The organism is Alteromonas sp. AMM-1 (genome assembly GCF_047290655.1).
In the GTDB taxonomy this organism is placed as follows: domain Bacteria; phylum Pseudomonadota; class Gammaproteobacteria; order Enterobacterales; family Alteromonadaceae; genus Alteromonas; species Alteromonas mangrovi.
This window is the reverse complement of record NZ_JBLBUE010000007.1, coordinates 41,743-53,838: the sequence shown is the minus strand read 5'-3', so window position 1 is coordinate 53,838 and position 12,096 is coordinate 41,743. Positions and strand designations below refer to the sequence as shown.

General features: G+C 48.7%; 9 protein-coding genes and 1 tRNA gene. 6 read left to right on the top strand and 4 right to left on the bottom strand.

The annotated features are described in order from the left end of the window. Positions 1-19 precede the first annotated feature (19 nt). The 4 genes from ACLR2L_RS02995 to ACLR2L_RS02980 form a co-directional block, all read right to left on the bottom strand. The gene (locus ACLR2L_RS02995) at positions 20-478 is read right to left on the bottom strand and encodes an ATP-dependent zinc protease (protein ID WP_413365562.1); all 459 of its coding nucleotides are present in this window, start codon (positions 476-478) and stop codon (positions 20-22) included. Positions 479-480: 2 nt separating this feature from the next. After that, the gene (locus ACLR2L_RS02990) at positions 481-1,512 is read right to left on the bottom strand and encodes a succinylglutamate desuccinylase/aspartoacylase family protein (protein ID WP_140959573.1); all 1,032 of its coding nucleotides are present in this window, start codon (positions 1,510-1,512) and stop codon (positions 481-483) included. Then, positions 1,512-2,417, bottom strand: coding sequence for a 30S ribosomal protein S6--L-glutamate ligase (rimK, locus tag ACLR2L_RS02985; RefSeq protein WP_140959571.1), 906 nt, complete (start codon positions 2,415-2,417; stop codon positions 1,512-1,514). Before rimK ends, ACLR2L_RS02990 begins: the two co-directional genes overlap by 1 nt. Before the next feature lie 224 nt (positions 2,418-2,641). Next, complete coding sequence (locus ACLR2L_RS02980; protein ID WP_413365560.1) at positions 2,642-6,073, bottom strand: PAS-domain containing protein; 3,432 nt, start codon at positions 6,071-6,073, stop codon at positions 2,642-2,644. Positions 6,074-6,328: 255 nt separating this feature from the next. On the opposite strand from ACLR2L_RS02980, the gene ACLR2L_RS02975 reads away from it, so the two are divergent. From ACLR2L_RS02975 to ACLR2L_RS02950, 6 genes are all read left to right on the top strand, one after another. After that, positions 6,329-6,595 (top strand): DUF4212 domain-containing protein, encoded by a 267-nt coding sequence (locus ACLR2L_RS02975; RefSeq protein ID WP_140959567.1) that lies wholly within the window; start codon positions 6,329-6,331, stop codon positions 6,593-6,595. A 4-nt stretch (positions 6,596-6,599) separates the two neighbouring features. Beyond that, complete coding sequence (locus ACLR2L_RS02970) at positions 6,600-8,324, top strand: sodium:solute symporter family protein (RefSeq protein ID WP_413365558.1); 1,725 nt, start codon at positions 6,600-6,602, stop codon at positions 8,322-8,324. Positions 8,325-8,541: 217 nt separating this feature from the next. After that, positions 8,542-10,374: a DUF294 nucleotidyltransferase-like domain-containing protein gene (locus ACLR2L_RS02965; RefSeq protein ID WP_413365556.1), complete on the top strand. Its 1,833-nt coding sequence runs from the start codon at positions 8,542-8,544 to the stop codon at positions 10,372-10,374. Beyond that, on the top strand, positions 10,371-11,084 hold the full coding sequence (locus ACLR2L_RS02960) for a 3'-5' exonuclease (protein WP_413365554.1): 714 nt from the start codon (positions 10,371-10,373) through the stop codon (positions 11,082-11,084). The genes ACLR2L_RS02965 and ACLR2L_RS02960 overlap by 4 nt, the downstream gene beginning before the upstream one ends. A gap of 63 nt (positions 11,085-11,147) precedes the next feature. Continuing rightward, positions 11,148-11,234 (top strand) — tRNA-Leu (locus ACLR2L_RS02955). A gap of 320 nt (positions 11,235-11,554) precedes the next feature. Beyond that, positions 11,555-12,070 (top strand): prepilin-type N-terminal cleavage/methylation domain-containing protein, encoded by a 516-nt coding sequence (locus ACLR2L_RS02950; RefSeq protein WP_413365552.1) that lies wholly within the window; start codon positions 11,555-11,557, stop codon positions 12,068-12,070. The last annotated feature ends 26 nt before the right edge of the window (positions 12,071-12,096 follow it).

Below are 12,096 nucleotides of genomic sequence, written 5' to 3'. Positions count from 1 at the left end.
TTACTTCGATTTTAAAGGATTATTTTGGCAGAGCATTCGGGCTTGATACGCAAAACTCAAGATCCGGATCGACAATACACTTGCCCGCCATGGCCTGACGGCCGAGTAGCATCAGATAGGTCATTTCCGAACGGTCTGTTAATGTGAGCTTTATCTTCCAGGCACGTTTGCCCAGCTCAAACCGGGTTTTAATCACGTAGCGCTTTTCTCTGGTCGCGGTAGAGCTTTTCACCTTTTTCTGACTCAGTACTTTGTATTCGCAGCGAACGGTTTTGGCAACGTCATGTATATCTGGGTGAATGTCGAAGCGAATCCAGCGAACATTATCTTTCTTGAATTCTTCAATATTATCAACGTGTAGTGACGACGTTGCTGCGCCAGTATCTACGCGCATCGTTAAGTTGTAAATGCCCAATTCAGGCAGGTTAGCGCATTCCAGCGCGCCGATTAATTGCTTCGGTTTTTTAATGCCAGCCATAGTTACAGTACCAATGTTGATTCAGTTGAAACCAGATTGTCTTGTAATAATTCTACTTGTTCCGCTACCGTATCGGGCGCTTTGAAGTAAGCAATATGATAGATAGCCTCGCCTTCCTGGGTAAGCGGAATATTTTGCTTACCTATTACAACGCCTTCGGCCGGGCTGATAATATTGGCTTTAAAAGTACCAAAGGAATCAGCAATCACCGCCAGCTTGTCGCCCTTAACCACATGGTCACCCAGCTGCGCAGAATGGGTAATAAAGCCGCTTTCCGGTGCTCTTACCCAGCCACTTGCGCGGGCAATAAAGGGAGTAATGTTAACGCCTTTGCTGCGCCCTTGGCTCAACATGCCCATGTGTCGCATGGTATTTAAAATGCCTTTCACGCCCGCGCGAATTGAAAATTCGTCGTAACGCAACGCCTGGCCTGCTTCGTAAAGCAGGATCTTTATGCCATCTTCACCGGCGGTCGCACGCAAAGATCCATCACGGAGATCGGCATTCAGCAACACGGGAACGCCAAACGCTTTTGCCATAGCTAGCACCTCGGGATCGTCCAGATTTGCGCGGACCTGGGGAAGGTTGCTACGGTGAATCGCGCCTGTGTGTAAGTCGATGCCAAAATCGCATTTGCTCACAACTTCCTTGTAAAACAGGTAGGCAAGACGACCCGCCAGACTGCCCGAGCGACTGCCCGGAAAGCTGCGGTTTAAATCACGTCGATCCGGTAAATAACGGGATTGGTTAAGCACGCCATACACATTGACCATTGGAACCGCAATCAGTGTGCCTTTCAAGTTATTGATCGCTTTAGACTTAATCAGGCGAGACACAATTTCAATGCCGTTAAGTTCATCACCGTGTAAGGCAGCGCTCACAAACATGGTCGGCCCCGGGCGCTTGCCGCGCTTTACAAATACCGGGATATTCATGCTGGTGGCGGTATACAGGGGAGGCATATCCAATGCTATTTTCTTGGTTTCTCCCGGTGCAATCTTTTTTCCACCAATTTCCAATGGTGCTATGGTCATTAACCCTTCCCTTTCGTTCTGGTGTTGTTCGGCTTGGCCGAGCTTTCGATGAATTCAATGATCATTCCGGCAACATCTTTATTGGTCGCGCCTTCTATGCCCTCGAGCCCGGGGGATGAGTTCACTTCCATTACTACCGGACCGTGATTTGAACGCAGAATATCTACGCCGCAGCAGTTAAGGCCGAGTGTGCGGGCAGCATCAACCGCCGTTTTGCGTTCAGCAGGTGACAAACGTACCAGACTGGCAGAGCCGCCGCGGTGCAGATTCGAACGGAATTCACCGGGCGCTGCCTGGCGTTTCATTGCTGCAATCACCTTGCCGCCGACCACAAAACAGCGAATGTCGGAGCCACCGGCTTCTTTAATGTATTCCTGTACCAAAATACTGGCATTCAAACCCATAAAGGCTTCAATAATCGCTTCAGCCGTTTTTTGTGTTTCAGCCAGCACCACGCCAATGCCCTGAGTGCCTTCCAGCAGTTTAATAACGACAGGGGCACCACCTACATTCTGAATTACGTCGTCTACTTTGTCCGGATGGTGTGCGAAGCCGGTGCGCGGTAAACCTATGCCTTTACGTGACAATAATTGAAGAGAACGCAGTTTGTCGCGTGACCGGCTGATGGCAACAGACTCGTTAATGCTGTATGTACCCATCATTTCAAACTGGCGTACAACGGCGGTGCCATAAAAACTGACCGAGGCACCAATGCGGGGAATAACGGCATCGTATTTGGGTAGCTTACTGCCATTGTATCGAACAGATGGATTACTGCTGGTGATATCCATGTAGCAGTGCATGGTGTCGATAATATCGACGGTATGGCCCCGCAACTCGCCGGCTTCTTTCAGACGACGGGTAGAATACAGACTGGGGTTACGGGATAAAATGGCAATGCGCATAAACTGACCTGTTCGCAGGGAAAATCAAAACGGTGTACTCTGCCTGCTTCATCAAGAATGTAAACCGAATAATATTTATCGTGACGGTGAGGGATTTTTATAGGGTATTACCCAAATCGCTCGGATGTTCTTTAAGATAAAGCTAACGCAAAACGCCGAAATAACAACTACTATTTCAATTGATTAAGTTAATGTTCAAATCAACAAATCTGCACGCCAATACGTTAGCGTGCAGCCTTGATGTGTCGCGTCATACTTTTTAATAACGCCCTCAATTTGGCGGGCTTCAGCGGTTTGCTCAGGTAGTTTACTCCCTGCTCTTTACAGCGTTGAACCACGTCTTCGTCGTGGGTGGCGGTAATGAGCGAGGCGGGCAAGACGACATCCAGATGTTGCCGGATGGCATCAATGAGATCCAGCCCATTTACACCGTGGCCTAACTGATAATCCATCAGCAATATTTGCGGTGAGAAAATATCGGCTTGTTTGATGGCGTCATCCCAGTTATCGGCAAGTACCACACTGATCCCCCAGCGCTCCAACAGGGTCTGCATGGCATCCAGGTTTTCCTGCTGATCATCTACACATAACACGCGCAGGCTGCCAAAAGATGCCGTTGGACTGCCCTGAGTTTGCGGCTGGTTTGCCTGAGGCTGAGCAATAGGAAAACTCAGTGAGAAACAGCTGCCACGGCCTACCTCGGAGTCGACGTGAATTTTGCATTGCATCTGATGGCTCAGTCGGCGTACCACACCCAGTCCCAGGCCTATACCGTGTTCTGCACTTTCATTAGTGCGATAGAAATCGCTGAAAATGAGCGCCTGTTGCTCCAGGGATATACCAATGCCCGTATCTCGCACTTGCAGTAATATTTTGCCATTGCGCTTTCTTGCTGACAGTAGTACTTTGCCTTTTTCGGTGTATTTAACGGCATTTGATAGCAAGTTTTGCAATATTCGATACAAAAAGGTTTTGTCGGCATACACCCAGCATTCGGGGATCCGGGTTCTGAGTTCGAGACCTTTCTCTTTGGCTCGCATCGCGGTTTCATCTACGATGGGGCCACATAACGCGCGAATATCAACGGGTTCCGGATTGGGTTTTAATTCACCCTGATCAAGACGTGAAATATCCAGCAGAGTGGCTATCAGCGCTTCGCTCGAAGTAACCGAATGACTCAATTTATTGACAATACTGACAACGGATTCAGGTAGAGACGCCTCCTGTAACGCAGAGACATACAGTTTTGCAGCATTTAACGGCTGCAATACATCGTGACTGGCCAATGCCAGAAAGCGGGTTTTGCTGGCGTTTGCATCTTCGGCGGCTTTTCGGGCACGGATCAGCTCTTTTTCGATGTCGCGCCGCCGCTCAATCTCCAGGCGCAGTTCTGCATTAATCGAGTGAACCTCTTCCGTGCGCTTTTTAATGCGGTGTTCAAGGTCAATGTTAGACTCTTCCAGAGCCTGTTGAATCTCAACGTGACCAGTGATGTCATTAAAGCTGGTTACAAAGCCGCCGCCTGGTAGCGGATTACCCACCATTTCAATTACCCGGCCGTCACTGCGTTGACGGGTAAAGCGATGCGGTGTGCCCGATTTCAAATGCTCCAGGCGTTTCTCTACTTCGGCTTCAATGTCGTCGCGTCCGAACTCGCCTTGCTGGGCGTTATAACGCATCAGTTTTTCAATGGGGGTGCCCACGACCAGTAATTCTTCCGGATAGGTATACAATGCGGCGTACTGTTTATTCCAGGCAACCAGATTCAGGTGCTTGTCTATTACACTGATCCCTTGATCCATGTTCTCCAGCGACGTAAGCAGTGCAGTCATATTGAACTGCATGGCCTGTGTAGTGTCGTCGAAAAAGTTAATCACTTCAGTAAAGTCGAGCTTTTTACCTCGCAGAACCGAATCGATTAAAGCCTTGGCACTGGAGGCACCAATAACACCGCCAAGGGCCCGTTCACAGAACGCCATAAAGGCTTCGTCAGGCGGCTCGGTGCGTTCAACCGTACAGTGGTGCAACTGCTGATACTCATTCACCAATTGCTGACAGCGCCCGGAGCCCATAAAAGTGGACAGCAGGGTAATCAAATCGGCAATGGTTACGTTAATACTATGGCTTTTTACCGGTGTATTGCGCACATCCGCGGGCGATACAAATGCTTCCGCCTGAATGCGGTCGATGAGTCGGGCGGGGGCAAACCAGGAAAACAGCACATAGGCAATTAAATTAGTGATCAAACTTATAATTGCGCCCTGGCTCAGCAGTTCGCTTTGCGCGTATTCCGACATGGTGCTGTTAACTATAGGCAATACCAGCCACAGTACCCAGGTGATCAGGCCCACCATGAGTCCGGCATATACGCCATGCGCATGCCCGCGTTTCCAGTAGAGTCCGCCAATTACCGCAGGCAACAGCTGGATCACCAGCGAAAACGCGATCAAACCAATGGAGTGGAGCGAGCGACTGCCGGTCATTTGCTGGTGGTAGAAAAATGCCAGTAGCAAAATAATGCCAATGATTATTCGACGAATTAACCGAATGCGCTTGCCGTAATCACCATAGGTTGCTGAATGTTGTTTAACCGCCAGCAGGCGCGGTAATACTACGTCGTTGGTTAACATGGTACTAAGTGTCAGGGTGGCAACGATAATCATTGCTGTAGCGGCCGACAAACCACCCACAAACACAATGATTTGCAATAGCAGGGACTCAGAGTGCATGGCGAGTGATAACACATAGGTATCGGGTTCGACATCCTGCCCGCTGAATACCGCTTGTCCGGCCATGGCAATAATAGGAATCACTGCAGCGGTTATCAAAAGATAAACCGGAAACAGCCAGCGGGCGGTTTTTAAGTGGTTCAGGCTAAGGTTATCTACAATGGCAACATGAAACTGGCGTGGTAAACAGATAATGGCGGCAGCCGCCATGATGGTTTGTGCAAAGAAAGTAAACGATCCGAACTGCGACAGGGCCTGCTCGGTAACAAAATTCGCCAGAATGGGCGTGCTTTCCAGGTTGTACCAGGCCTGATATCCCACATACGCCACCAACACTAACGCCAGCAGTTTAATGGTGGATTCAAACGAAATAGCCAGAATTAGCCCGCGGCGATACTCGGTTACATCGGTCTGTTTGGTACCAAAGTAAATGGCAAACAACGCTATAAACGCGGTTGAAATAACAATAATAAACTGGCTGTTAGGTTGATTGGTAAGCAGTTTGAATGTTGCGCCAATCGCTTTTAACTGCAGAGCGATATAGGGAATGGTCGCCAGCAGCGCAATAATGGTAACCAGCAATGCTACGGCTTGTCGTTTTCCGTAGCGCGAAGCAATAAAGTCGGCAATGGTGTTGATGTGCTGCTTCTTACTCACCAGAGTAAGTTTATATATGAAACGATATCCCAAAATATAGACCAGCACTGGCCCCAGTAATATGGGCAAATATATCCAGGTGTCCCTGGACGCTAGCCCCACGGCGCCGAAGAATGTCCACGCCGTACAATAAATGGCCAGCGCTAGCGAATAGATCACCGGATGAGACGTTATCCATCTTGCGGTAGGGGAGTTTTTATCGCCCCAACTGGCAATGTTAAATAACAAAAATAAATACAAAAGTGCCAGTGTAACCCAACCGAACGTCATGCCTTGTCCTAACAGGTTTTTAACAATATTGATGACATTATACGCAACCCTCTGATACCTGACCTACGACCATGGTCTCATTCCTAGATTGATATTGCGCGTCTAGAGTATATCCGAAGCTCCTAATTATGCGGTTTTTAGGCGATTTTGGCGATTCTAAACAGAAGTCTAAAACGCTAAAGTCGCCTGAGAAGCTTGTCGTTAGGAAAATGTAAAAAAAATACATCGAATTAACCTATTTACGAGGACGGAAAGATGGCATTTAAGAGTGATGACGACAAAACGGCGTATTGGAAGGAGAACCTCTCCCTTCTCGCCAAATTGTTAGTAATCTGGTTTGTCGTGTCTTTTGGCGCTGGCATCCTTTTTGTAGATGTGCTGAACAATATCCAGTTTTTCGGCTTTAAGCTGGGATTCTGGTTCGCACAGCAAGGTGCAATATACGTGTTTGTTGTACTCATTTTTGTGTATATGGCCAAAATGAACGCGTTAGACAAAAAATACGGCGTAGACGAGGAGTAATCCAATGGATGTACAATTATTAACTTTTATCATAGTTGGCGCCTCGTTTGCCCTCTACATCGCCATTGCGATCTGGGCCCGCGCTGGCTCAACCAACGAATTCTACGTTGCCGGCGGTGGCGTACCACCTGTCCTTAACGGTATGGCAACCGCTGCAGACTGGATGTCAGCGGCATCCTTTATTTCCATGGCCGGTCTGATTTCCTTTATGGGTTACGACGGCGCGGTTTACCTGATGGGATGGACCGGTGGTTATGTACTGCTGGCGTTGTGTCTTGCACCTTACTTACGTAAGTTCGGTAAATTTACTGTACCGGATTTCATTGGTGATCGCTACTACTCACAAACTGCACGTACCGTAGCGGTATTCTGTGCCATCTTCGTCTGTTTTACCTACGTTGCTGGTCAGATGCGTGGTGTAGGCGTGGTATTCAGCCGCTTCCTGGAAGTAGACATCACTACAGGCGTGGTTATTGGTATGGCAATCGTGTTCTTCTACACCGTATTAGGTGGTATGAAAGGCATTACCTATACTCAGGTTGCACAATACTGCGTACTGATTTTTGCTTATATCGTACCTGTGGTATTCATCTCTATGATGGTAACAGGTCACATTCTGCCTCAAACCGCATTTGGTGCCACACTGGCCGATGGGTCGGGTGTCTACATGCTTGATAAACTCAACAATCTCTCTGTTGAGCTTGGTTTCACTGAATACACGTCCGGCACTAAGAGCACTATCGACGTATTCTTTATTACCTTTGCACTGATGGTAGGTACTGCGGGTCTGCCACACGTAATCGTTCGCTTCTTCACGGTACCAAAAGTACGTGACGCGCGTAAGAGTGCGGGTTGGGCACTGGTATTCATCGCTATCCTTTACACAACGGCTCCGGCACTGGCTGCGTTTGGTCGTGTAAACATGATTGAAACAATCAATGGTAAGGATATGCAGGGTACGCCTTATGCTGACGCACCAGCCTGGATTACAAACTGGGAACGCACTGGCCTGATTACATTCAAAGATAAGAATGGCGACGGCAAGATGTTCTATGCAGCAGGTAATATCAATGATCCAGCAAGCAAAAACGAAGTAAACGTTGACCGTGACATTATGGTACTGGCTAACCCTGAGATTGCGAATCTGCCTGCCTGGGTAATCGCTCTGGTGGCTGCTGGTGGCGTGGCTGCGGCACTGTCTACATCGGCGGGTCTGTTGCTGGTAATCTCTACCTCAGTATCGCACGACTTGTTAAAACGGAACTTTGCGCCAAATATCACTGATAAGGCCGAGCTATTCTATGCGCGTCTGGCAGCAGGGATAGCCATTGTTATTGCCGGTTACTTTGGGATTAATCCACCCGGATTCGTTGCGCAGGTGGTCGCCTTCGCCTTCGGCCTCGCGGCATCCAGCTTCTTCCCGGCAATTATTATGGGTATCTTCAGCAAGCGCATGAATGATAAAGGAGCTGTTGCAGGTATGATTGCAGGTATCGCGTTCACCGCTGCCTACATCATCTACTTCAAGTTCATTAACCCTGCGGCTAACGTGCCTGCTAACTGGTGGTTAGGCGTATCACCAGAAGGTATTGGTACACTGGGTATGATGGTTAACTTCGCAGTTGCCTATGGCGTATACAAAATGACTGACGAAGCACCTCAGGAAATTCAGGACCTGGTGGAAAGCATCCGCTTCCCTAAAGGTGCCGGTGAAGCGTCAGCTCACTAATCTGAACTAACGTTCAAGTAAAGGCTCATCTTCGGATGGGCCTTTTTACGCTTAAGAAATGGCTTTTCCCGCTAATATTTACACAAAGGCTTTTACATAAATCAGAGCCTTTGTGTAAACAGCTGACAGGCTTTTGATCCAGGGCAGCAAGCCCGCGGATGAAAGGCGCTAACATATGAAGTGATGTCACCTTTTTCTGTTTAGCCCGGAGGCAACCATGAGCGCTACACCCCAGCAGGTTTTGGATTTTCTAAAAACATCCGCGCCGTTTGATGGACTGGCTGATGATGTATTGCAGGATATCGCCAAGCACGCCAGGTTGATCTATCTGGCGGCAGAAAATCAAACGCAGTTGCTCAAAGAAAACACCGGACGGTTGTTTCTTATCCAAAGCGGTCAGTTTTCGGTAAAGGATTCAGACGGTCCTGAACGGCATCTCAGCGAAGGTGACTATTTTGGCTTCCACAGTATTATTGATGGTGTGGCGTACCCTACCAGTGTGAATATTGATAGTCCCGGCCTGGTGTACTGTTTTGAGGCGGAAACGTTTAAGTCGCTGTTATTGCTGCCTGAAGTGGCTAATTTCTTCGAAGGCACCAAAACCGATGCCCTGCAAAATCAGGCAGTACAAGATTCAAATTCAATGTGGCTTTACAAGTCACTCAGTGAGGTAATTGAACGCCAGCCGGTGATCGCAGATATTGGCCTTTCTGTGCAGCAGGCAGCAGCGTTGATGAGCGAAAACAATGTATCGTCGCTACTGATCACCGAGAATGAAAAGCTGGCGGGTATTGTAACTGACCGCGATCTGCGCAACCGGGTGGTGGCAACGGCGCTTGATACAGGTTTACCTGTATCTGCCATTATGACCGACAAACCGGCAATGATTACGCAGAATCGCACAATGTTTGATGCGATGGCGCTGATGAGTGAGCGCAATATTCATCACTTACCGGTGATTGACAGGGTAACACGACAACCAATGGGGATGATTACGGCATCCGATATTATCCGGCATCAAAAAGGTAACGTGTTATTTATTATTGGTGAGTTGTCGAAAGCACAAAACCTGTATGAACTCACGCGACAGTCGTGGCAATTGCCACATTATCTGGCTACGCACGCCAAGCGACTGGGCGACTACGATATTGCGGGGAAAGTACTCGCGCAGGCGACTGACATGATGACCCGTAAACTGATTAATTTTTATCAGCAGCAACATGGCTCTGCGCCAATGGCCTATACCTGGATTGTCTATGGTTCCCAGGCCAGGGAAGATCAGACCATGGGATCGGATCAGGACAATGGTTTGTTGCTGGCACGCAAACCCAATGAACAGGAGGCCGAATATTTTGCCGGTATGGCTGAATACGTGTGTAATGGATTGGGTAAGTGCGGGATTAAATTGTGCCCGGGTAACATAATGGCAAGTAATCCGGCATTGCGGTTGTCACTTGACGACGCCATTGCAGAAGCCCAGCAATGGGTTAAGCAGCCTACCAATAAAGCCATTATGTACTTTAATATTTTTCTGGATGCGCGAGCTGCGGCCGGTGATGCTGACTTATTTCGCAAAATGCAGTTAGCCAGGGCACCCTTGTTAAAGCAGAAGATGTTTTTGGCGGCACTGGCACGTCAGGCCAACGCAGATTCTGTGCCGCTATCGATGTTCCAGAAATTTGTGTACGAAAAAGGGCACACCGTAAAGGACGCTATCGATTTAAAAGTTAAGGCCATTGCGATCATCAATAATCTGGTGCGGCTTTATGCGCTGGACAATGGCCTGACCATGCCGTCTACGCAGGCCAGACTGGCAAGTTTACCCGCCGGTTCCGGGCTGTCGTCTCGAGATGCCAATAATCTGCGTGATATCTGGTTGTTTTTAACCCGTTTGCGCTGGCGTCACCAATTACAAAATAAAGTCACCGACAATCTGGTATCGGTTACCGATCTGTCTTCCATAGAAAAGCACCAACTTAAAGCTGCTTTTAAGGCGATTGAACGCGCGCAGCAAGCGGCTGTAATGAAATTCTCCGGAGGGATGTCGTGAGCGGTGCAACTACAACATCGCTATCGTGGTGGGGAAGAATTCAGCGATGGATGAACGGAGGTGTGCTGCTGCCGGATGACAGAAAACACCTTATGCTCCGAGATGTTCCCTTGTTGGCAGTGGATTTGGAACTTACTTCCCTTGATCCTAAAAAGTCAAAAATCACCTCAGTGGGCTGGGTTGAAGGCAAGGCGGGGAGTATAGAGGTATCGTCCTGCTATTATGATGTGATACGCGCAACGGGTGACTTGGAGCAGAGTCCGGTTATCCACGGCCTGACCGCCGACACCATTGCCCAGGGTGCACATGTGAAAGAGGCATTGGTTAAACTTAGCCAGTACGCTCAAACGCATGTGTGGGTACTGCATAACGCTGGACTGGATATGGCAGTGCTGGACAGGGTAATGGCGGCGAACAATATTTCTGTGAGTAATGTAATTACACTGGATACCTTAAAACTGGCGGTGTATCAGTTACAAAAGCAACACGAAGTGCTTCCGCCCAACAGTGCAACGTTAACCGTGTGCCGTCAGCGGCACAATTTACCCTTAGCGCCAGCGCACAACGCGCTTGATGATGCGATGGCAACGTTACAGCTTTGGTTTGCACAATATTACCAGCTGGACCCCAAGGGCACCCTGTCTCTGCATGATTTTACCCACACCCAGGCAGTGGGATGCAGAAATTTAGGAAAAGTCGAAAATAAATGATTGACAATATTTGGGATACCGCGTATCTTCACGCCCGCGCTGAACGAGAGCTTAGCGCAAGATGCCCAGGTGGTGGAATTGGTAGACACGCTAGCTTCAGGTGCTAGTGGCCTTACGGCCGTGGAGGTTCAAGTCCTCTCCTGGGCACCATCCTTTCTAAGTAGTAAAAAAATCCCTTTGTAAAGAATACCCTTGCAGATAACGTGAGTCAGAGGACTATCCCAGTCTCTCGCAGAGCTCGAGCCGTTTCGCGGGCGTGAGCAACATTGTTTACTCACTCGGATCTCGCTTCATTTTTGCCAGGTCTTATTGAGTGACCGGACTTCCCCGTTTGGGGGGTTGTTGCTGTTATTTAAACTAATGGCTAATTAGCGTACTGTAATATCGTGGTAGGATACTGGTTGTGCGATCACGTGATTTTTCCTATACGCATAAAAGGGATGTTAACTATTACTGGCAGGGTTGTTTAGATGAAGAATCGTACAGGACGCAATGGCTTTACGTTAATCGAGCTAATTATCGTCATTGTTATTTTAGGTGTACTGGCTGTGGTGGCGTCGCCACGGTTTCTCGACTTCAGTTCTGATGCGAAGGTTGCTTCGCTTAAATCCATTGCCAGCCAGATGAAGTCAACCGTTTCCCTGGTGCAGGCTAAAGCGCGCGTTGTTGGTTTGCGCGCGGTAAGTACCAATCCCAATGCCGGACAGGTGGCGTATGTGGTTGATTTTGGATTTGGTACGGCAGAGGTGGACTATCGAAATCTATGCCCCGAAAGCCAGGCGGAACTTGGAACGCAGATGCAAATGCTCGATTTTATGCAAAATACCCTTAGTGCAGATATTTCTACCAGAGCAGACAACCAGTATACGCTGATTGGTTACACCGTGCCGAGCAGCGGCACACCGGTAAATCAAGGTTGCTACATTATTTACGATTCGTTTGGGTCGCCCAACTGCACCATTACGTTAGTTACCGACGACTGCTAACCGATTCCTTACTACCTGGCGCCTAT

What these genes read in the sequence shown, in the direction of transcription:
- ACLR2L_RS02995 (WP_413365562.1), bottom strand. Translation starts at nt 478, where the DNA reads ATGGCTGGCATTAAAAAACCGAAGCAATTAATCGGCGCGCTGGAATGC.
- ACLR2L_RS02990 (WP_140959573.1), bottom strand. Translation starts at nt 1,512, where the DNA reads ATGACCATAGCACCATTGGAAATTGGTGGAAAAAAGATTGCACCGGGA.
- rimK (WP_140959571.1), bottom strand. Translation starts at nt 2,417, where the DNA reads ATGCGCATTGCCATTTTATCCCGTAACCCCAGTCTGTATTCTACCCGT.
- ACLR2L_RS02980 (WP_413365560.1), bottom strand. Translation starts at nt 6,073, where the DNA reads ATGACGTTCGGTTGGGTTACACTGGCACTTTTGTATTTATTTTTGTTA.
- ACLR2L_RS02975 (WP_140959567.1), top strand. Translation starts at nt 6,329, where the DNA reads ATGGCATTTAAGAGTGATGACGACAAAACGGCGTATTGGAAGGAGAAC.
- ACLR2L_RS02970 (WP_413365558.1), top strand. Translation starts at nt 6,600, where the DNA reads ATGGATGTACAATTATTAACTTTTATCATAGTTGGCGCCTCGTTTGCC.
- ACLR2L_RS02965 (WP_413365556.1), top strand. Translation starts at nt 8,542, where the DNA reads ATGAGCGCTACACCCCAGCAGGTTTTGGATTTTCTAAAAACATCCGCG.
- ACLR2L_RS02950 (WP_413365552.1), top strand. Translation starts at nt 11,555, where the DNA reads ATGAAGAATCGTACAGGACGCAATGGCTTTACGTTAATCGAGCTAATT.